Source organism: Streptomyces sp. SGAir0957, assembly GCF_043523415.1.
On sequence record NZ_CP027293.1, the window covers coordinates 3,438,531 to 3,459,512 of the forward strand.

General features: G+C 71.3%; 18 protein-coding genes. 7 read left to right on the plus strand and 11 right to left on the minus strand.

All coding sequences use genetic code 11. The features are described from left to right. Positions 1 to 22: 22 nt before the first annotated feature. From C1N81_RS20385 to C1N81_RS20415, 7 genes are all read right to left on the minus strand, one after another. Entirely contained in the window at positions 23 to 1,075 is a 1,053-nt protein-coding gene (locus C1N81_RS20385; RefSeq protein WP_394431136.1) for a BMP family lipoprotein, read from the minus strand. A 219-nt stretch (positions 1,076 to 1,294) separates the two neighbouring features. Next, positions 1,295 to 2,356 (minus strand): BMP family lipoprotein, encoded by a 1,062-nt coding sequence (locus C1N81_RS20390; protein WP_394431138.1) that lies wholly within the window; start codon positions 2,354 to 2,356, stop codon positions 1,295 to 1,297. Between the two features lie 215 nt (positions 2,357 to 2,571). Beyond that, the gene (locus tag C1N81_RS20395) at positions 2,572 to 3,843 is read right to left on the minus strand and encodes an amidohydrolase (RefSeq protein ID WP_394431140.1); all 1,272 of its coding nucleotides are present in this window, start codon (positions 3,841 to 3,843) and stop codon (positions 2,572 to 2,574) included. Positions 3,844 to 4,004: 161 nt separating this feature from the next. Then, a complete protein-coding gene (locus C1N81_RS20400; protein ID WP_394431142.1) occupies positions 4,005 to 5,027 on the minus strand; it encodes a hypothetical protein in 1,023 nt (340 codons plus the stop codon). A gap of 69 nt (positions 5,028 to 5,096) precedes the next feature. Beyond that, positions 5,097 to 6,041 (minus strand): N-acetylneuraminate synthase family protein, encoded by a 945-nt coding sequence (locus C1N81_RS20405; protein WP_394431144.1) that lies wholly within the window; start codon positions 6,039 to 6,041, stop codon positions 5,097 to 5,099. Between the two features lie 14 nt (positions 6,042 to 6,055). Next, positions 6,056 to 7,360: a cytidylyltransferase domain-containing protein gene (locus tag C1N81_RS20410; protein WP_394431146.1), complete on the minus strand. Its 1,305-nt coding sequence runs from the start codon at positions 7,358 to 7,360 to the stop codon at positions 6,056 to 6,058. A gap of 68 nt (positions 7,361 to 7,428) precedes the next feature. Beyond that, positions 7,429 to 8,841, minus strand: coding sequence for a DUF6716 putative glycosyltransferase (locus tag C1N81_RS20415; RefSeq protein ID WP_394431148.1), 1,413 nt, complete (start codon positions 8,839 to 8,841; stop codon positions 7,429 to 7,431). Between the two features lie 198 nt (positions 8,842 to 9,039). Between C1N81_RS20415 and C1N81_RS20420 the strand changes: the two genes are divergently transcribed. The 3 genes from C1N81_RS20420 (at position 9,040) to C1N81_RS20430 (ending at position 12,754) form a co-directional block, all read left to right on the plus strand. Further along, entirely contained in the window at positions 9,040 to 10,020 is a 981-nt protein-coding gene (locus tag C1N81_RS20420) for a glycosyltransferase family 2 protein (RefSeq protein ID WP_394431150.1), read from the plus strand. Continuing rightward, positions 10,020 to 11,372, plus strand: coding sequence for a polysialyltransferase family glycosyltransferase (locus C1N81_RS20425; protein WP_394431152.1), 1,353 nt, complete (start codon positions 10,020 to 10,022; stop codon positions 11,370 to 11,372). The genes C1N81_RS20420 and C1N81_RS20425 overlap by 1 nt, the downstream gene beginning before the upstream one ends. 155 nt (positions 11,373 to 11,527) lie before the next feature. After that, positions 11,528 to 12,754 (plus strand): acyltransferase family protein, encoded by a 1,227-nt coding sequence (locus tag C1N81_RS20430; RefSeq protein ID WP_394431154.1) that lies wholly within the window; start codon positions 11,528 to 11,530, stop codon positions 12,752 to 12,754. A 42-nt stretch (positions 12,755 to 12,796) separates the two neighbouring features. Here the strand turns inward: C1N81_RS20430 and C1N81_RS20435 are convergent, their stop codons facing one another. Then, complete coding sequence (locus tag C1N81_RS20435) at positions 12,797 to 14,140, minus strand: polysialyltransferase family glycosyltransferase (protein ID WP_394431156.1); 1,344 nt, start codon at positions 14,138 to 14,140, stop codon at positions 12,797 to 12,799. After that, positions 14,137 to 15,123 carry a glycosyltransferase family 2 protein gene (locus C1N81_RS20440; RefSeq protein ID WP_394431158.1) on the minus strand — a complete coding sequence of 329 codons (987 nt, stop codon included), beginning with the start codon at positions 15,121 to 15,123 and terminating at the stop codon, positions 14,137 to 14,139. Before C1N81_RS20440 ends, C1N81_RS20435 begins: the two co-directional genes overlap by 4 nt. Positions 15,124 to 15,315: 192 nt before the next feature. Between C1N81_RS20440 and C1N81_RS20445 the strand changes: the two genes are divergently transcribed. From C1N81_RS20445 to C1N81_RS20455, 3 genes are all read left to right on the plus strand, one after another. Further along, positions 15,316 to 16,287, plus strand: coding sequence for an AraC-like ligand-binding domain-containing protein (locus C1N81_RS20445; protein ID WP_394431159.1), 972 nt, complete (start codon positions 15,316 to 15,318; stop codon positions 16,285 to 16,287). A 27-nt stretch (positions 16,288 to 16,314) separates the two neighbouring features. Next, positions 16,315 to 17,232: a helix-turn-helix transcriptional regulator gene (locus tag C1N81_RS20450; RefSeq protein ID WP_394431161.1), complete on the plus strand. Its 918-nt coding sequence runs from the start codon at positions 16,315 to 16,317 to the stop codon at positions 17,230 to 17,232. A 152-nt stretch (positions 17,233 to 17,384) separates the two neighbouring features. Beyond that, a complete protein-coding gene (locus tag C1N81_RS20455; RefSeq protein WP_394438085.1) occupies positions 17,385 to 17,873 on the plus strand; it encodes an RICIN domain-containing protein in 489 nt (162 codons plus the stop codon). Positions 17,874 to 17,972: 99 nt separating this feature from the next. Here the strand turns inward: C1N81_RS20455 and C1N81_RS20460 are convergent, their stop codons facing one another. Then, on the minus strand, positions 17,973 to 18,662 hold the full coding sequence (locus C1N81_RS20460) for a TetR/AcrR family transcriptional regulator C-terminal domain-containing protein (protein ID WP_394431163.1): 690 nt from the start codon (positions 18,660 to 18,662) through the stop codon (positions 17,973 to 17,975). A gap of 72 nt (positions 18,663 to 18,734) precedes the next feature. Here C1N81_RS20460 and C1N81_RS20465 point away from each other — a divergent pair, with 72 nt between their 5' ends. Continuing rightward, positions 18,735 to 20,219, plus strand: coding sequence for an FAD-dependent monooxygenase (locus tag C1N81_RS20465; protein WP_394431165.1), 1,485 nt, complete (start codon positions 18,735 to 18,737; stop codon positions 20,217 to 20,219). Positions 20,220 to 20,297: 78 nt separating this feature from the next. Here C1N81_RS20465 and leuE read toward each other — a convergent pair whose 3' ends face one another. Further along, positions 20,298 to 20,957: a leucine efflux protein LeuE gene (leuE, locus tag C1N81_RS20470; protein WP_394431167.1), complete on the minus strand. Its 660-nt coding sequence runs from the start codon at positions 20,955 to 20,957 to the stop codon at positions 20,298 to 20,300. Between the last annotated feature and the right edge of the window lie 25 nt (positions 20,958 to 20,982).

The following is a 20,982-nucleotide window of genomic DNA, read 5'->3' on the forward strand; positions in this document are numbered from 1 at the left end:
CCCACTCATGTCCGCGTGGTGACTACTTGCTGTTGACCTTGATCTTGCCGCTGGTGATGCCCGCCTCGGCAGCCTTCAGCGCCTTCTGCATCGCATCGTTACCCGAGAACTTCGGGTTCGAGGCGGCCAGGCCGACCTCGCCCGACTTCAGGTCACCGGTGATGACGCCGGTCTCGGGCTTGCCATCCTGGACCGACTTGGCCAGGTTGTACACGGCCGACGCCACATTCTTCGTGGCCGACGTGAGGATGTAGTCCTTGTACGGGGCCAGGGCCTTCTGGCTGTACTGGTCGGAGTCGACGCCGATCGCCCAGACCTTCTTCGCGGCGGCGGCCTGGATGACGCCCTGACCGGAGAGACCGGCCGCGTGGTAGACCACGTCCGCGCCCTTCTCGATCTGCGCCTCGGCGGCCGTCTTGCCCTTGTCCGGGCTGGAGAAGCCGCCCTCGTCGGCGGTCTCGGTCAGGTACTGCGAGACGACCTTGACCTTCTTGTCGGTGTCCGTGACGCCCTGCTTGAAGCCGGCCTCAAACTTGTGGATGAGGGGGACGTCCACGCCGCCCACGAAACCGACCGTGTTCGACTTGGTGGACTTCGCCGCCGCGACACCGGCCAGGTAGGAGGCCTCCTGCTCGCTGAAGACGAGGTCCGCGACGTTGTCCGCCTGGACCTGGGCGTCGTCCACGACACCGAAGGTGGTCTTCGGGTACTTCGCGGCGGCGGCCTTCACGGCCGGGGCGTACGCGAAGCCGATGCCGACGACCGGGTTGTAGCCCTCCTTGGCGAGCGACACCAGGCGCGCGGTCTTGTCCGCGTCCGTCTCGCCGTCCGTCGGCTCCTGGTCCTCGCCCTTGTAGCCGAACTCCTGCTCGGCCTTCTTCATGCCCTCGTACGCGGCGTCGTTGAAGGACTGGTCGCCACGGCCGCCCACGTCGTACGCGATGGCGATGCCCTTGGACTTGCCGCCGTTCTCCTTGCTTGCGGCGTCGCTGGAGGTGCCGCCGCAGGCGGACAGGGAAGCGGCGAGAGCGACGGTCGCAGTGCCTGCGAGCGCTATTCGGGAAACGCGGCGCATGGGATGAGCTCCTTGGGTACAAGCACCGACGACGGTCCGGACGGCGCTGGCTTCGCCGCAGATTAACGCGCGTAGAACGCGCATTGAAGACCTCCCGGCAGACCGTTATGCGTCCGTACTGAAAGCGACCTGAATCGATCTTGTACGGACATACGGACGCGCCCCGGCTTCTGGGGGAAGCGGGGGCGCGTACGGGTGCGGGGGCCGTTGTGGAGGGGCTTACGGCTTCGTGGCCACCGTCACCTTGCCGTCGACGATGCTCTGCTTGGCCTTCTCCACGGCGTCCGCGAGGCCCGCGATCTCCTTGTACTTCGGGTTGGTGTCGGTGATGCCGACGCCGCCCGCCTTCAGGTCGAACCGGGTCACGCCCGACAGCGGCTTCTTGTCCTGGACGGATTTGGCCAGCTCGTAGACGGCCCGGCCGACGTCCTTGGTGGCGGACGTCAGGATGTAGTCCTTGTAGGCCGCCAGCGGCTTCTGGCTGTACTGGTCGGAGTCGACGCCGATCGCCCAGACCTTCTTCGCGGCGGCGGCCTGGATGACACCCTGACCGGAGAGACCGGCCGCGTGGTAGACCACGTCCGCGCCCTTCTCGATCTGCGCCTCGGCGGCCGTCTTGCCCTTGTCCGGGCTGGAGAAGCCACCCTCCTCCGCGGTCTCCGTCAGGTACTGCGTGACGACCTTGACCTTGCTGTTCGTGTCCTTCACGCCCTGGACGTAACCGGCCTCGAACTTGTGGATGAGGGGGACGTCCACGCCGCCGACGAAGCCCACGGTGTTCGTCTTGGTCGCCTTGGCGGCGGCCACGCCCGCCAGGTAGGAGCCCTGCTCCTCGGCGAAGACCAGGTCGGCGACGTTCTTCGCGTTGATCGTCGAGTCGTCGATGATGCCGAAGGTCGTCTTCGGGTACTTCGCCGCGGCGGCCTTCACGGCGGGCGCGTACGCGAAGCCGACGCCTATGACGGGGTTGTAGCCGGACTTGGCGAGGGAGCTGAGGCGGGCGATCTTGTCCGCGTCGCTCTCGCCGTCGCTCGGCTCCTGGTCGTCGCTCTTGTAGCCGAACTCCTGGTCCGCCTTGACCATGCCCGAGTACGCGGCGTCGTTGAAGGACTGGTCGCCGCGACCGCCCACGTCGTAGGAGATCGCCATGCCCAGGTTCTTCTCCTTGGCCTCGTCCCCCGCCTTGTCGGCACTCGTGCCGCCGCAGGCGGTGGCGGCGAGGGCGAGGCCGCTGACGGCCACCGCCATGTACGTGAACCGGGACGTACGAGATCGACGCATGATGGACCGCTCCTTCGTCAACACGCCGCGTGGGGCGCTGAGTTCGGCGGAGCGTAACGCGCGTAGAAGGGGCGTGGAACGAATTCGGCTCCGCCGTTATCGGATCGTGGCGGGTCCGTCTTGAGCCGCGGCCCCGCCGACGCCGAGGTCGCGGGGCTCCGCCCCGGGCCCCGCTGCTCAATCGCCGCAGGGGCTTGAAATGGTGGCGGGTGGCCTCAGTCGCGGGGGTTCGGTTTGTCCAGGAGGACCGTGGCCGTGAAGAGTTCTACGCCTACCGTGATCGCCGACTCGTCCACGTCGAAGTCACCCTGGTGGAGGTCCCGGGACGTGCGGTCCTGGGGCGGCTTCACGCCGAGGCGGGCCATCGCGCCGGGGACGTGCTCCAGGTACCAGGAGAAGTCCTCGCCGCCGAGGCTCTGCGGGGTGTCCTCGACGGAGGAGAGCCCGCGGCGGGCCGCCATGGCGTCGCGGAGGAGGTCGGTGACCGCGGGGTCGTTGACGACCGGGGGAACGCCGCGGACGTAGTTCACGACCGGCTTGGCGCGGTAGAGGTCGGCGATCTCCTGGACGGCGGCGTGGATCACGTCGGGCGCCTCCCGCCACGCGTCGAGGTCGAGGCAGCGGACGGTGCCGGAGAGTTCGGCGTGCTGCGGGATCACGTTGCACGTGTGGCCGGACTCGATGCGGCCCCAGGTCAGGACGAGCCCGGAGCGGGCGTCGACGCGGCGGGCCACCACCGCGGGGACGTCCGTGGCGACCCGGGCCACCGCCGTGACGAGGTCCGTCGTGAGGTGCGGGCGCGCCGTGTGGCCGCCGGGGCCGTCGAGGGTGACGTCGAGGCGGTCGCAGGCGGAGGTGATGGGGCCGTAGCGCAGGCCGATCCGGCCGGCGTCGACCTTCGGGTCGCAGTGCACGGCGACGATCTTGCGGACGCCGTTGAGCGCCCCGGCGTCGATCGCGTCGGCGGCGCCGCCGGGCAGCACTTCCTCGGCGGGCTGGAAGATCAGCCGCACGGGGTGCGGGAGGCGCCCGAGCCGGTCGAGGTCGGCGAGGACGAGGCCCGCGCCGAGGACGACGGTGGTGTGCACGTCGTGGCCGCAGGCGTGGGCGCGGTCCGGGACGGTGGACCGGTAGGCGCAGGCGGACTTGGTGTCCGGGATCGGCAGCGCGTCGATGTCGGCGCGGAGGGCGAAGAGCCCGTCCTCGCCCTCGTACTCGCCCGTCTCGGTGCCGGTGCCGATGTCGCAGATGAGGCCGGTGCCCGTGGCGAGGACGCGCGGGGTGAGCCCGGCCTTCTCGAGCCTCGCCTTGATCGCCGCGGTGGTGCGGAACTCCTGGTTCCCCAGCTCCGGGTGCATGTGCAGGTCGCGCCGGAATTCGACGAGCTCGGCGCGGAGGGCTTCGGGCAGAGCGCCGGGAAGCACGCTGCCGGGGGTTTCTTCACCCGGCAGATCGACCTCGGTCTCTAGGGGCGTCACGTAGTTCACCCTGTGAAGGGTAGGACGACGCGGGTGCCAACTGAGCTGAGATCAACAAAACTTCAGCCAGATTGGGGTAAGAAAAATGGCCGCCCTGCGCATGTCGATCGCGCGGTCGGGGTATGACCACTCTTTCCACCTGCGACAAGTCACGGCGGGTGCGTCGCCCCTCACACCATGCGCACGCCCCTCGCCGATCCCGCGATTCCCGCCAGGAACCCCTGTGCGTGATCGGAGACACCTTCCTTCAGCCAGGCCGGGTCGATCTCGCAGACGGCGACCTTCACCCCCGTACCCTCCAGGGCGATCGGCAGGGTGTGCACGACCGTCGACGGGAAGCTCAGGATCGTCCGGCCGACCGGGCCGCGGCGGGCGATGAGCTCCAGGGGCAGGTCGGGGCGGACGACCTCCAGGCCGGTCTCGGTGGCGAGGCGGTGGAGCTTGTCGGCGGCCTCACGGCGGTGGGCGAAGTAGCGGGTCGCGCCGTGCGCGGTGGCGAGGGTGCGGACCGCCTCCAGGTAGCGGTCCACGTCCACGACCCCCGTCTCGACCAGGGACGTGCCGACCAGGTCGGCGCCCCGGGTCAGGCGCGGCGGGCCGAAGCGGGCCCGCGTCCACGCGTAGTCGTTCTCCAGGATCTTCACCCCGTCCGGCGCCTCGTCGACCGGCATGGAGGTGAAGACGGACACGGTGCGGCGCCCCGCCCGCGGGGTGAGTCTTCTGCGGGCCGAGGAGGAGACCGGCGCGAAGACCAGGTCGCGGGGGCCGGGGCGGCCGCCGCGGCGGTGCCAGCGCACGAGGCGTTCGCCGCGCGCCAGCTGGGAGATGAACTCCATGGTGGCCGTGCCGTCGTCGACGACGACCAGATCGCGGGCGCGGGTGATCGTCAGCAGGAGCTGTACGTAGCGGGAGAACGGGTCGCCGATGACGACGCGCTCCGCCTTGCGCAGCGGCCCCGCGAGTCCGCCGACCGTCTGGAACGGGGCGCCCGCCCCGTCGCGCGCCTCCTCCCAGCGGACCGTATGGCCTTCCGTACGGGCCAGTTCGGCCATGCGGCGCAGCTGGCCGCGGGTCATGGGGTCGGTGGGCGAGAGCACCACGACGGTCGTCCGCGCCCCGGCCCGGTGGGCCCACTCCAGGACGTTGAGGAGCTGTACCGGGCTCTCGACGAAGCAGAGGGTACTGCTGGACATGGCCCCTCCCGGGGACGCCGAGGCGGTCCGGCGCGCTCGCGCACACCGGACCGCGACAGGAGTGGTGGATCAGACGCCGACCGGCTCACCGGCGGCGACGGCGATCTCCGACTCGGCGACGACGCCCGCGACGCGGCGCAGCTTCTTCATCGGGCCGAGCTCGGACTCGTAGACCTTCTTGACGCCGTCGCCGAGGGACGCCTCGATGGTGCGGATGTCGCGGACGAGGCGCTGCAGGCCCTGCGGCTCGACGGAGGCGGCCTGGTCGGAGCCCCACATGGCGCGGTCGAGGGTGATGTGGCGCTCGACGAAGGTGGCGCCGAGGGCGACGGCCGCGAGGGTGGTCTGCAGACCGGTCTCGTGGCCTGAGTAGCCGATCGGGACGTTCGGGTACTCGGCCTGGAGGGTGTTGATCACGCGGAGGTTCAGCTCCTCGGCGACGGACGGGTACGTCGACGTGGCGTGGCACATGAGGATGTTGTCCGAGCCGAGGACCTCGACCGCGTGGCGGATCTGCTTCGGGGTCGACATGCCGGTGGAGAGGATGACCGTGCGGCCCGTCGCGCGCAGGGCGCGGAGCAGCTCGTCGTCGGTGAGGGAGGCGGAGGCGACCTTGTGGGCGGGGACGTCGAACTTCTCCAGGAAGGCGACGGCCTCGGTGTCCCACGGGGAGGCGAACCAGTCGATGCCGCGCTTCTTGCAGTGCTCGTCGATCTGGCGGTACTCGTCCTCGCCGAACTCGACGCGGTGGCGGTAGTCGATGTACGTCATCCGGCCCCAGGGGGTGTCCCGCTCGATGTCCCACTGGTCGCGCGGGGTGCAGATCTCGGGGGTGCGCTTCTGGAACTTCACCGCGTCGCAGCCGGCCTCGGCGGCGACGTCGATCAGCTTGAAGGCGTTGTCGAGGTCGCCGTTGTGGTTGATGCCGATCTCGCCGGTGATGTACACGGGCTGGCCGGGGCCGGCCGTGCGCGAACCGAAGGTGCGGAGGCGGGAGTTGGAGGCAGCAGACATGTGAGGTGCGTTCCTTACTTGGTTTCGAGGGTGTCGAGAGAGGGGCCGAGGATCCAGCTGGCGATCTCTCGGATCGCGCCGTCGCCACCGGGGACGGTGGTGACCGCGCGTGCGGCGCCGCGTACGACGTCATGGGCGCTGCCGACCGCCACGGGCCAGCCGACGAGGCCGAAGCACGGGAGGTCGTTGACGTCGTTTCCGGCGTAGAGCACGCGCTCCGGCGCGATGCCCTGCTCCTCGCACCACTGCTTCAGTGCGAGGTCCTTGCGGTCGATGCCGTGCAGGACCGGGATCTTGAGCTTCCTGGCCCGGGCGGCGACGACCGGGTTCACCTCCGTGGACAGGATCAGCAGGCGCAGGCCGCTCTTGCGGAGGGCCGCGATGCCGAGGCCGTCACCGCGGTGCACGGTGACGAACTCCCGTCCGTCGGAGTCGATCAGCACCCTGTCGTCGGTCTGGGTGCCGTCGAAGTCGAGGACGACCGCGTCGATGTCCTCCCGGGTGGGAAGAGTGCGCTGGTCGAAGAGGGGGGCCAGCGCGCGGGCGCGGGCCAGGTCGTGCGGGTCGTCGATCTCCAGGACCCGCGCGGGGTCGGTGCGCACCAGGTCGGTGCGGCCGAAGAAGCGGTGCTGGTGGCGGCGGAAGCCGGTGGCCTCCATCGCGTAGACGGCGCCGGTCTCCAGGAGGTCCTGGGGGCGGTCCTGGCGGCGGGGCCGGAAGGACTTGTCGTGGTTGACGCCGTAGCCGCCGCCGGTCGCGGGCGCCTCGGTGACGAGGGTGTCGGTGCCGTTGACGGAGACCGCGCGGTCCGCCGCCACCGGCTGCGGCTCGTCGAGCGTGTCGTCGATGTCCCGCCACACGAAGCCGTGGAACGGGGCGACGGTCAGGGCGCTGTCCGCGCCGTCCTCGACGATCGCGCGGACCACGCCGTCGACGTCCTCGCGGGCGATGAACGGGCTGGTGCACTGCACGAGCAGGACCACGTCCACGGCCGCGCCGTGCAGCGCCTCGTGGGCGTCCATGGCGTGCAGGACGGCCGCCTCCGAGGTGGCCTTGTCGCCCGCGATGGCGGTGGGCCGGGTCACGACCTCGGCGCCCGCCTCCCGCGCGGCGGCGGCGATGGCCGCGTCGTCCGTGGAGACCACCACGTCGGTGACCTGCCGGGTGGCCAGGCACTCCCGCACGGCGCGGGCCACCAGGGGCACACCGCCGACCGGGGCGAGGTTCTTGGCCGGTACGCCCTTGGAGCCGCCGCGCGCGGGGATCACGGCGAGGACGCGGCGGACCGGGGCCGCCTGTCCCGCTTCCGGGTCGGTCATGTGGGGGTCTCCTTCGGGGAACGGGTGGGGGCGCGGGGGCCGGGTGCGCCCGTCGGGCGGGCGGCGCGTCACAGCTCGCCCATGCGCCGGATGACGGGGGCGACGCGCTGCACGCCGTGCCGGTAGGCGCCGCGCGCGGCCCGGCGGACGATCTGCCGTACGGCGGACGGGTCCCGGTCGGCGGCGGGCGCACCCGGCAGCGGGCTGCCGTCGGGCGCCAGGTGGTGGCGGGCGAGGATGCGCGGCAGATAGCCGGGCGCGGTGGTGCGGCTGTAGTACGGGGCGAGGGGCGGGCGGTCGGCCGCCAGGAGCGCGGCGACCTTGGCGCGGGCCCCGTCGAAGGCGTTCTCGTACGAACCCTCGGCGGCGACGCCCTGCCGGGCCACCCACGCGGGGTCGGCCCCGGGCAGCTCGCCGGCGTCGAGCTGGTCCCAGGAGACCAGGCAGCCGGAGCCGGTGAAGTGGTGGTTGCCGAGCGCCTCGCGCACCCCGAGGTCGGTGAGGAGCGCGGTCGGGACGCGCCGGTGCAGCGATTCGAGGGCGGCCGTCGAGCTGACGGTGACGAGCAGGTCCGTACGGTCGAGGACCTCGCCCATGTTCCCGTACACGAGACGGAAGTTGGGCGGTGGATCGAGGCGCTGGACGAGCTTCTGGTACGGGATCTCCTCGATGTGGGTGGTGTGCTCGCCGGGCTTGGAGCGCAGCTTGAGCAGCACCTCGCGCTCGGGGTACCGCTCGGCGTGCCGGACGAGGCGGTCGAGGAGGTACATCCGGTCGGCCTGGGTCTCCGGGACGGACGGCTGCGCCGCGAAGACGACGGTGTACGGGTCGTGCGCCTCCTTGTACGTCTCGCCGCCGAGGAAGGGCAGGGCGCACTCGGTGACCGACCCGGCGTCCGCGCCGACCCCCTCGTAGACGGCGCGGAAACGCTCCGCGTCGTAGCGGGAGTTGGCGAGGACCACGTCGGCGCCGTGCCGCAGCAGGAGCCCGTCGGCGAGCTTCTCGTAGACGACGCCGACATAGCCGGTGACGACGACGGGGCGCTCGGGGGCGCCGCGCCAGGCGTGGGCGAGTCCGTGCAGTACGGCCTGGACGCCGCCGCCGACGAGGGCGAGGACGACCATGTCGTAGCCGCCGGCCTCGTCGCCTTGCGCGGACCCGTCGCCTTGCGCGGACCCGTCGCCTTGTACGGCCCCGTCGCCTTGTACGGCCCCGTCGCCTTGTACGGAGCGTTCCATCTCCCGCAGGAACTCGACCGCGGTGACCTCGCGCAGCCGGTCGGCGCGCACGCCGACCTCGGTGAGCTGGCGCGGGGTGGGGGTGGCCCGCCCTCGCAGCAGGAAGCCGTCGAGGGTGGCGCCGGTGTCATGGTGCGCGGTGAGCCGGGACGCGGTGAGCGCGCCCCATTTCCATCGGGTGTCGGAGTCCGCGAGCACGGCGATCCGCCGCGGCCCGGGTTGCTCGGAGGTACTTGCTGGCACGTCGAAGAAGTTAGGAAGCCATTTCGATGCGCGGCCCAACCCGAGTGCAACAAACGGTTAACAGCGTGCCGACGAATGGCGAATCGGCCCGGGAATTGCGCTGGGCGGGGGCTGGTTCATGGTCTCGCCATACGTCGTTCACCCGACAGCAAGTTCCCGGTCAAGACGAATGCCGGGCCGCCGCCTAACGTCACCGTCGTGGTCAAGCTCTCCGTCATCGTGCCGTTCTACAACGTGCAGCAATACGCGCCCGACACTCTGCGAAGTCTCCGTGCGAACGCACGGGAGGATTTCGAATTCATTCTCGTCGACGACTGCTCGACGGACGGCACGCCGGACATACTCGCGCGCGCCGAGCGGGAACTGCCGGGTGCCCGGCTGCTCCGGCACGAGCGGAACGAGGGCCTCGCCACCGCGCGCAACACGGGGATCGACGCCGCACGCGGCGAGTTCCTGACCTTCCTGGACGGTGACGACTGGCTCGCCGCCGGCTACTACCCGCAACTCCTCGCCCCCATCGAGGAGCTGGGCTGCGACTTCGTCCGCACCGACCATGTGCAGTGCACGGGCCGGGCCCGCGCCGTGCACCGTGTCCCGCACGGCATGCGCGGTGTCGTGCTGAACCCCCGGGACGCGATCCTGCCCTCGGACCGGACGACCTCGGTCGACTACGCGTACGCCTGGGCCGGTGTCTACCACCGTCGTCTGGTCGACGAAGGGCTCCTGCATTTCACACCCGGTCTGCGCACCGCCGAGGACCGGCCCTGGATCTGGCGGCTGCACCGCGAGGCGCGTTCCTTCGCGGTGGCGGGACTTCTCGGCGTCTTCTACCGCCGCGGAGTCGCTTCGTCCCTGACCCAGATCGGTGACGTACGCCAACTCGATTTCATCAAGGCATTCGACCAGGTCATCGAGGAAACATCCCGCGACCCCGACGCCGCCCGTCTGCTGCCGAAGGCAGTACGGACCTATTGCGCCGTCATGGCGCACCATCTGGGCTCCATCGAAAGGTTCGAGCCGCCCGTGGCACGACAATTGCGCGCCTTGTGCGCGAGCAGCCTCCGACGACTTCCCCAGGCCGAACTCATGGACACGCTCGACTCCATGGACCAGCAGCGCGCGGCGCGCCTGCGCCGCCTGCGCCGACGGCCCGTGCCGAGCGGGGCGGTGAGCTCCTGATGCCGCGCACCACCCAGATCTTCTGCGCGTCCACGCTGTACGGTGCCGCGACGCTCGCCGCGGCGATCGACGCGGGCCGCTTCGCTCCCGCCGGCCGCCGCCTGCTGCTCGTCAGCAACAACGCGGCCAATCCGGAGACGACCCCTTCGCTCGACCGCGCGCCGGGGTTCGCCGCCGTGCGCACCCGGTTCGACGAGGTGCTGTCGTGGAACGAGACCGTCTCCCCGTTCCACCCGTCGAGCTGGCGCCCCCGGATGAACGACGCGCCCCTGTGGGAGCGTCATCTGCGGACGCTGTGGCGGCTCGGCGACGATCGCGTCGAACTCGTCCTGGAGTCGATCCAGGTCGCCCCGGCGCTCGCCCTGGCCCAGGTGTTCACGGACGCGCCCGCCGATGTGTACGCGGACGGCCTCATAAGCTATGGCCCCACGCGCAGCAAGCTGGACCCGCTGATCGGGACGCGGGTGCGCCGCCTGCTCCACCTCGATCTCGTCCCGGGGCTGCGGCCGCTGCTGCTCACGGAGTTCGGGGTGCCGGCCGAACTCGTCCCGGGCGAGGCCCTCGTCAAGGTCATGCGCGAGGTCGGCGAGGCGGGCGACACCGGCGACGGGCTGTTCGCCCCGGACGACGAACCCGTGCTGCTGCTCGGTCAGTACCTGTCCGCCCTCGACATCCTCACCGCGGAGCAGGAAGAGGGGCTGCACCGCGAGATGGTGCGCGGGGCCGTCGCGCTCGGGCACACCCGGCTCGTGTTCAAGCCGCATCCCGTCGCGCCCGCCCGCTGGTCGCGCCTGCTCGAGGAGGAGGCGGCACGCCTCGGGGCCGAGCTGGTCGTCGCCGGGTCGCCGGGGCCGGCCGAGGTCCTCTACCAGCGGCTGCGCCCGGCCCTCGTCGTCGGCTGCTTCTCCACGGCCCTGCTCACCGCCTCCGCCCTGTACGGGATTCCGGTGGCCCGGGTCGGCACGGGCACGCTCCTCGACCGCCTCGCCCCCTACCAGAACAGCAACCGCGTCCCGGTGACGATCGTCGACGCGCTCCTTCCCGACCTGGCCGACCGCGACCGCGTCACGTCCCAGGAACCGGGCATGCCCGTCGACGAGCTGACCGCTCTCCTGCGCGCGGTGGGCTTCGCGATGCAGGCGAAGATCTACCCGGATCTGCGCCCGGCCGCCGAGCAGTACCTCTCGACGCGCCTGGACGACCGCACCTGGCGCTATTTCAAGCGCCGCCGCCTCACCGCGCTGGCCCTGCCGGGCGCCGTCCCGTCCCAGCTCGCCTTCATCCCGCGCAACGCCACCGTGCGGCGCATCGCGCGCCGCGCTCGCGCCCTGCGGCCTGCGGCACGGCGCTGAGATCCCGGCACCCGGGTTCCGCATCCCCAGTCGCCCCCGTCCCGCCGCAGGGACGGGGGCGTTCCCGTCGTCCGCCCCGACTTCCCGTCTATGCCCCGACTTCCCGTCACCCGCCCCGAGTTCCCGTCACCCGCCCCGAAACGGAGCGCTCCGCAGTGAATCCGCCCGACGTCAGCCTGCCCGACCGGACGCTCACCACCGAAGGGGCCGTCCTCCAGCCCCCCGGCCCCTTCCCGGCCGAGCCTTCCGCCACCGCCGAACCGACCACGCCCGCCGAACCCACCACGCTCACCAAGCCCGCCGCACCCGCCGCCCGCAGTCGGCCCGACGGCAGGCTGCGGGCCCTGGACGGGCTGCGCATCCTCGCCGCGCTGATGGTCTGCCTCTACCACTTCGCCGGGAAGAACGGGACCGTCGCGGAGTCCTGGCACCAGTCGCCCGGCACGCTGTTCCCCGACGTCTCCGCGGTCGCGACCTACGGCTGCCTCGGCGTCCAGTTCTTCTTCGTCATCAGCGGCTTCGTGATCTGCATGAGCAGCTGGGGCCGCACCCTCGGTGACTTCTTCCGCTCCCGCGTGTCCCGGCTCTACCCCGCGTACTGGGCGGCGCTCGTCATCGTCACCGCCGCCGCCTTCCTGCTGCCCGTGGTGGTCCACCCGGTCCGCTCCGACGAGTTCCTGGTCAACCTGACGATGCTCCAGCAGCCGATGGGCGTACCCCGCGTCCTGGGCGTCTGCTGGACCTTGTGGGTGGAGGTGCGCTTCTACGCGCTGTTCGCCCTGTTCGTCGTGTGGCGCGGCGTGACCTACCGGCGCGTGGTGGCCTTCTGCGCGCTGTGGACGCTGGCCGGCGCCTTCGCCCGGATCGCGGACCACCCGCTCACCGACGCGCTGGTGATGCGCGACCACGCGCCCTTCTTCATCGGCGGCCTCGCGCTGTACCTGATACACCGCTTCGGCGGCGACCCCCTGCTGTGGGGCATCGTGGGCGTCAGCTTCCTGCTGGGCCAGCGCTACTCGGTCACCGCCCTCTGGCACCCCGGCGCGCAGGGCGACTTCCCGCGCGATCCGTACGTCATCCAGGCGATCGTCGCGCTGTCGTTCCTGTCCGTGGCGGCCGTGGCCCTGGGCTGGCTGCGCTGGGCGAGCTGGCGCTGGCTGACCGTGGCGGGCACGCTGACGTACCCCTTCTACCTGATCCACGAGCATCTGGGCTGGTTCGTCATCCGGGTACTGCACCGCGGCGCGGGGCTGCCGCCGAAGCTGACGCTGGTGCTCGCCCCCGCGCTGCTGCTCGCCCTCGCCTGGGTCATCCACCGGTGTGTGGAGCGGCCCTTCGGACCCCGGCTCAAACGGGCCATGAAGCCGCGCGCGACCCACTGATCCGCGCGCGGGTCCCCGCCCGGGCCGGGCTCGGGCGGGGGTTCACGCCTGCGCGGCCCGCACCTTGCGGACGACGCGGCGCACGGTGGGGTTGCGGCGCAGCGCCTCGGCCCGCACCGGGCTCCCCCCGGGCAGCCGGAGGCTGGTCAGCCGCCGCTTCTTGAAGTACTGCGGGAACTCCTCCAGGTGCGCCGTGAGCCACTCGGCCGTCTCGTCGCGCAGCTCGGGATGTTTGCGGGCCTGCATGCAGAAGCCGACCGCCCGTACGAGCCGGGTCAGTTCGGCGGCCCGGTCCGTGAGGCGCAGGGGCTTGCCGACCGCGTCGTGCTCGGCGTCGGGCAGGGCCGCGTCGATGATGGTCAGCGGGATGCGGTTGCTGTTCTCGTACGGGGTGATGCGTTCCAGGAGCAGTCCGGTGCCGACGCGGGCGACCGGGATGCCGTAGAAGGCGGCGGCGGTCATGAGCGCCGTGGAGAAGCAGCCGATGACCAGCTCCGGGCGCAGGTACGCGAAGACGGTCTCGGCCAGGACCGGTGCGTCGAGGACGGTCAGCCGCACCCCGAGGCCCGCGGCCGCGGTCTCCAGGGAGTCGGAGTAGGCGGCCGGTGCGCTCGGGTGGGGTTTGAAGAGGACGGACGTGTGCCCGGCCGTCGCGGCCGCGCGCAACATCCGCACGTGCAGTTCCTCCTCCTCGTCCTGGCTGATCAGGTCGATGGCGGACAGGTACTGACCGAGCAGCACGGCGGTGGGCGCGGGTTCCGTGCCGGGGAGGCGCTCCGCGAGGATCCCGGCGCCCTGTGCGCCGATCCGCTCCAGTACGGCGACGATCGCCTCGTTCGGCACGGGTTCGGGCTCGACGCCGTACTCGGACAGCAGCATCGGCCGCAGCCCGGGGATCAGGTCGAGGTGCAGGACCCGCACGATGCGGCTGGTCATGTCGTGGGGGACCCGGTTGCGCGTGGGGCCGTAGCTCATCAGGCCGTCCGCGTAGACGTGGATCGGGGCGTCCGCGAAGATCTCGGCGACCGCCCTGGACGGATTGGCCTGGATCGATTCGCAGGCGATCTCGACGGGTTCGTCCCCGAGGTCCCAGGCGAGGCGTACGGCCTTCTCCCAGAGTGCGGCGTCCTGCTTGCGCGGCGACCACCCGACCGGATGGTGCGGGGAGATGAACTCGTTCCACGAGCGCACTTCGTCGAATTCGGGGCGCAGTTCGCCGAATCCGGTCATCCGGTCGAGCGGGGTGCCGACCTCCGGGACCGCCGCGGTGTTGCTGACGACGAGAATGCGGCGGCGGCCCTCGCGCGGGCCGAACTGACCCGCCCGGAGCGCGGCCGTGATGGTCGCGGCGGCGTACTGCGTGGCCGAGAAGAATATCTGGATCATGCGGCAACCCCCTTCATTCCGCCGCGTATGCGCCGCAGCGTCCGTACCCGTTCCTCCCCCATGCCGACGAGGGCCTCCTCCAGTTCGGGTTCCGACATCCGTCCCAGCGCCTCCGCGCTCAGCTGCCGGAGCCGCGTCGCAACGCTCCGCTCGAACCGGTCCTTGGCGAGCAGCTGATGGGCGATCACCACGCAGTAGTTGCGCAGAGCCTTCTTGCGCAGCCGCCCGGCCTCGGGGTCCGCCGCGAGTTCCGAGAGGACCAGATCGAACGACCGGAAGAAGTCCAGCTGCCGTACGTCGCCGATCTGGGTCAGCGACGTGGCGACGCCGCGCCGGTAGAACACCCCGCGCAGGCTCGCCACGGCGCAGGAGTCCGCACGGCGGTGCAGCTCCCAGATCCAGGGGCGGTCCTCGGCCGTGCGCAGCCCGTCGTGGAAGCGCAGCAGCCCGCGGTCGAGCAGGCGGCGGTGGTAGACACCGGCCCACGCGTACGGGTAGTCGACCATGGTGCTCTCCCCCACCGGGAGGATGGAGCCGCGCGGGTCGAGCGCGACGTGGCGCCGCCCCTCCGGCGCCCGGTGCACCGTCCGGACGAGCCCGGTCACCTGCACGTGGTCGGTCCGCACGAAGTCGACGTCGAGGCGGCTGATCGCCTCGACGAGGGCGGGCAGATAACCCGGCGCGAGCCAGTCGTCGCCGTCGAGGAAGGTGAGGTAACGCCCTTCCGCCGCGTCGATACCGGTGTTGCGCGCGGTGGCCAGGCCGCCGTTCCGCTCGTGCCGGATCACGCGGCTGCGGGGAAGCCTCTTGGTGAGTTCGAGAAGCGCCTCGTACGTCTTGTCCTTCGTCGAACGGTCCTCGACGAAGAGGAACTCGAAATCGTCCCGGGCATTGTTCACGAGACCGGCCACGGTTTCCGCGACGTAATGCTCGATGTTGTAGCAGGGAATTATCACGGAAAGTGTGGGCGGGCTCTTGGTCACGCGAACACCTGGGCCTTCTCGACGGCAGATCACCCGGACCTTATGAGCGTCTCCGCACCGGATACTGAAACTCCATCGACAACGGGGTGAACGAGACGTGTCGAGACGGTTCACCGAGACGTTTTCCTGATGCACGCGGTTGCTCGCCCTTTAAGATCACCGCTCGGATGTTCGACTCGTCTGGGGGGATCCATGACCACGACAGCCATCGAGCACGAGAATCAGTTACCGCTACGGCGCCTGGCCGAACTCAACCGCTCCCTGCTGACCAGCGACCACCCCGCGCGGGTGTGGAGCTCGGACCCGCGGCGGTTCCACGCCACCGTGCGCCCCGTCGCCCTGGGGGCCGTGACCGTCACCGGGGTGGACTGTTCACCGTCCGTCATGCTGCGCACCACGCGGCTCATCCGGCGCTCGGATCCTCAGCTCTACTCGGTGCTCTTCGTCCAGCGAGGCCGTCTGCAGGTGGTGCAAGCGGGGCGCAAAGCCGTGGTGGACCGTCACGACTTCACGTTGTACGACAGCTCTCGCCCGGTCGTCCTGCGCACGGTCGACCCGGGACCGACGACCTTCGTCCGAGTCCGGGCACCCCTGGCCCTCCTCCCGCAGCCGGCCCGGTCGATCAGTCATCTGTCGGCCAGACGGCTCCCGGGACGAAGGGGCGTCGGCGCACTGCTCGCCGGATTCGCGACCGGGCTCGTCACGCTCTCGACAGCGACGCACTCCTTCGAGCTCGGGCGCCTGGAAGCGACGGCCCTGGACCTGTTGGCCACCGCACTCACCCCTCAGCCCGGGGCGAGCCCGCCGGACTCTCACCCGTCCGACCGGGAGCGTCTGCTGCGCCGCATGACGGCATACGTGCGGCAGCACGCGGCGGACCCGGAGCTGACACCCCGTGGTATCGCCGCCGCGCACCACATCTCCCTCGGCCATCTGCACCGCGTCTTCCGGGCCGGTGACACCACGATCACCTCGCTCATCCGCCACCGCCGGCTGGAGGCGGCGCGCCGCGACCTCAGCGACCCCGGGATGGCCGAGGTTCCGATCCACCGGATCGCCGCCCGTTCCGGTTTCCGCGACCACACGGCACTGACCCGTGCCTTCGGCGACGTGTACGGGATCACCCCCGGTGAGTTCCGCCGTCGCGCCCGCGGTCACCACTGAAGGCGCCCGGACCGGCAAGGAGAAGCAATGGCGCATGTGCTCACTCCCCTGAACTGCCGCCGCACCGCGGAAAGGGCTGATCCACGCCACCCCTTCCACGTCGTCCCGCTCGGAGCCGCGACGGTCTGGTCCGCGACCCTGCGTTCCGCGCCCTCGCCCTCGCCCGCGCCCTCGCCCTCGCCCTCGCCCTCGCCCTCGCCCCTGGTCTCACCCACGACGTCCCCGTGCGTCGGCCGCCTGCACCTGCTGCTGCCACTGGAGGGCGAGATCACCGTCGGACCGGCCGGCGGCCAAGCGCTGCTGACCGCGCACGACTTGTACCTCGACGACTGCTCGCACCCGGCCGACCCGCGGTCCGGACCCGTGACCCTCATCGGGGCCGACATCCCCGAAGCGATGCTGCCCCGGCCGCGCGACGCGGCTCCCTTTCTGCTGGGGCGTCATGCCGCCCACAGCCATGCCGCCGCCACGGTGCTGACGCGGTTCCTCGCGCAGGTCGTCGACGAGAGCCGTGCGTACCGGCCGGTGGACGGGCCCCGCCTGGGCGCCGTGCTCTGCGGAATGGTGGCCGCCCTGCACGACCCCGTCCCCGGACCCGACACCGTCCGGCACGGGCTCACGGCGCGCATCACCGCCTTCATCCAGCAGCACGTGGCCGACCCCGGGCTGACCCCCCGATCCGTCGCCGCGGCGCACGGGATCTCCTTGAGCTACCTCCACCGGCTCTTCCGGAACGAGCGGGAGACCGTCGCCGCTCTCATCCGCCGCCACCGGCTCGAGCGGGCCCGCTTCGACCTGGCCGATCCGGCGCAGAGCTCCGCGCCCGTCCAGGAGGTGGCGGCACGGTGGGGGTTCGTACGCGCCACCGACTTCGCACGCTCCTTCCGCGCCGCGTACGGAGTCGCCCCCTCCGCCTATCGCCGGTCCGCCGACGGGGCCCGGTGAACCGATTGCCACACAAGTGAGCACGGAGCGCTGAGGCCTCAGCCGTCATGGTCCGGAAGGCTGATCGACAGGCGGCCGGCGGCGCGCATGCGTCCGGGCCGGCCACCGTCGTCCTGCTCCTGACTTTCGCGAAAGAGGTCGCAGTGAAGAAGATGCGTATGGCCGCCGTCGGTGTCATCAGTGGGCTCACCGCCGCGGCCGGGCTCATGTTCCCGGCTTCCGCACAGGCCGCGCCCACCTACTGGACGTTCCAGAACGCCCGGTTCGGCACGTGTCTGACCGGTTCCGACAGCGGCACCGCCTACGGCACCCTCTGCCAGGGCTGGGAACGGCAGCAGTGGGACTGGACCGGCTCCGGCCACGGCGGCTACCACCAGCTCAAGAACCGGGTCACCGGTCAGTGCCTCACGACCGACTTCGTCAACAAGGTCAACGCCGTGTGGACCAGCGCCTGCGACGCGAACAAGTCCCAGTGGTGGTTCTACGACGGCGACAGCAAGTTCCTCTTCAACGAGGGGTCGAGCAGCGCCTCGCTCGGATACCTGAGAGCGAGCGACGTCAAGGACGCCATCTACACCAGCTCGTACGCCGGCAACGACATACCCACCACCTGGTTCCAGTGGACCGGCACCACCAACTGACCCACCCCGCCCCGGCCCGGACCGTGTTCACGGCCCGGGCCGGGGCATGTCCGCTGTGCGGGCCGGGGCGTGTCCGCGGCGCGGGCTCGGACGAGCCCCTCAGCGGATCCCGTACCGCGCCTCGATCCCCGCCACGATCAGGCGCAGACCCTCCTCGAACCGCTCGTCGTACGCCGCGAAGAGCTGGTGCCCCGCGGCGGCGGCGAGCGGGTAGTCGGCCAGCATCTCCGCCCGCTCGGCGACGTCCACCGCCGGCTCGTCCTGCGGGGAGTACGGCCTCATGCCCTGCTCCTCCGTGACGAAGCCGAGCGTGTACATGTACGCCGTGGTGCTCGCCCACGCCGCCTGGTCCGCCCCAAACCCGGCGTCCACGAGGAACCGCAGGTTCGCCTCCATCTCGCGGCCGTGATCGACGCCCGTGAACCGTGACCCGCTGAAGACCTTCGCGCCGTCGCGGTAGCGCAGCAGCGTGGCACGCAGCTGCCTGTTGCCCCCGATCAACCGCTCCTGCCAGGTCCCGGAGGGCTCGTAGGCGATCTCCTTCCCGGCCGCTTCGCCGGCCGCCGTCATGCGCCGGAACATCACGGTCGCCATCTCGTCGAGCAGCGCCTGCTTGTTCTTGAAGTGCCAGTACAGGGCGGGCGCCTGCACGTTCAGCTCCTTGGCGATGGCGCGCAGGGTCAGGCCCTCGAGACCCAGGTCGTTCAGCAGGTCGAGGGCGGTGTCGGCGACGTAGCTCTTGTCGAGCTTGGCCTTCTTCGGCTCTTTCGGGTTGGTCTGCTCAGCCACGCTTGACAGTTTAACGCCGTTAAGGCCATGCTCGGGACGAGCGTACTTTAACGGCGTTAAGGAGTGGGTGGCATGGCGGTGACCATGGCGGGGGCCGGGGTGGCGAGCACGGATGTACTGATCGTGGGGGCGGGCCCGACGGGGCTCGTCCTGGCGGCGGACCTGGCGCGGCGCGGGGTGCGGGCGATGCTGGTCGAGCGGGCCGGGAGCCTGTTCCCCGGCTCGCGCGGCAAGGGCCTGCAGCCGCGCACACAGGAGGTGCTGTACGACCTCGGAGTGCTGGACGGGATCTGCGCGGCGGGCAGGCCGTACCCGCTGATGCGGGGCTGGGAGGGGGACGAGCCCGGCCAGGAGTGGGACATGGTCACGCGGTCCGAGGCGACGGAGCGGGTGCCGTTCACCGACGCCTGGCTCATTCCGCAGGCCCGCACGCAGGAGGTGCTCCACGCGCGACTGCGGGAGCTGGGCGGCGAGGTCCGCTTCGGCACGGGCCTCACCGGCGTCGAGCAGGACGCCGAGGGGGTGACGGCGACGCTCGGCGACGGTTCGACGGTGCGTGCCCGGTTCCTGGTGGCGGCGGACGGCGGCCGTTCGACGGTGCGCAAGGCCCTCGGTATCGAGATGCGGGGCGAGACGGTCGACCCGAAGCCGATGCTGGTGGCGGACGTACGGATCAGGCCGGATTCGCCCGTCCCGGACACGCACTGGCACCTCTGGCCGAAGGCCCCGGGCGGCGGCGTCGCCTTCTGCCCGCTCCCGCCGGACGGCGGCGAGGGCCGCCTCTTCCAGCTGGCCGCGCAGTTCACGGACGAGTCGGCGGTCCCGGACACGTCACCGGCCGGGGTGGCCAGGCTCCTCGCGACCCGTACGCCACTGCGTGCGGAGCACATCGTCGAGGTCGTCTGGGCCTCGGACTTCCGGGCGCGGGCGGCCATGACGGACCGCTTCCGGGAGGGCCGGGTCTTCCTCGCGGGAGACGCGGCGCACGTCCACTCCCCCGCGGGCGGCCAGGGCCTGAACACGAGCGTGCAGGACGCCTACAACCTGGGGTGGAAGCTGGCGGCCGTCCTGTCCGGCGGCCCCGAGTGGCTCCTCGACACCTACGAGGAGGAGCGGCTGCCCGTCGCGGCGGACATCCTGGGCCTCAGCACCCGTATCCACCGCGCGAGCGCCCAGGGCAGGCCGGTGCAGCGCGGCGAAGAGGTGCGGCAACTGGGCATCGGCTACCGCGAGTCGAAGCTGACCCGCGAGACCCGGGCGGGCCTCGCGGACGACGCGCTGCGGGCCGGCGACCGCGCCCCGGACGGCCGCCGCGGCGGAACCCGCCTGTTCGACCTCTTCCGGGGCCCGCACTGGACGCTGCTCGCGGTGGGGGACGTGCCCGCACCGCCGCCCGTGGAGAGCGCGTTCATACGTACGGCGCGCATCCCGGCCTACGAGGCGTACGGCGCGGGTGTGTTCCTGGTGCGGCCCGATGGCTACGTGGGGTGGGCCGGGGAGACGGCGCGGGGCGTGGAGACGTATCTGGAGGAGGTGGGGGCCTGCTCCGCACGCTGAGAGCCCGCTCCGCACGCTGAGAGGCCGCTCCGCACGCTGAGAGGCCGGGTCGTCCGCGAGCCCCGCCGAAGCCGGGCGCTACACGCTGGCCAGCGACAGCTTCACCGCGAAGCCCAGGAACAGCACACCGGCCGCGGAGGTCGCGCCCGCCGAGAGCCGCTTGCGGCGGCGGAAGGCGGCGGACAGCCTCGTGCCGCTGAAGATCAGGGCCGACAGGTACAGCACGCTGGCGAGCTGCGCGAAGGCGCCGAGCACGACGAAGGAGACGGCCGGATAGGCGTAGGAGCGGTCGACGAACTGCACGAAGAACGCGATGAAGAAGAGGATCGCCTTCGGGTTGAGCAGGCTGATCACGAAGGCGCGGCGGAAGGGCCGCTCCTGCGGCGAGGGGACCTCGTCGAGACCGGCCTCGGCGGCGGCGATCCGCTCGCGCCGGGTCCGCCACATCGACCACGCGGCGCGCATCATGCCGATCGCGAGCCAGGTGAGATATCCGGCGCCCGCGTACTTCACGATGCCGAACAGCACCGCGTTGGCCTGGAGGAGGGAGGCGACACCGGCGGCGGAGAGGGTCATCAGGACCGTGTCCCCGCACCAGACACCGGCGGCCGCTTTGTAGCCGGTGCGGACGCCGCGACGGGCGGCGACGGAGAGCACGTACAGCGAGTTCGGCCCTGGAAGGAGGACGATGAGGACGGTACCCGCGAGATAGGTCGGAAGATCGATGACACCCAGCATGAGCGGAGTGTCGCACAGCGGTCCG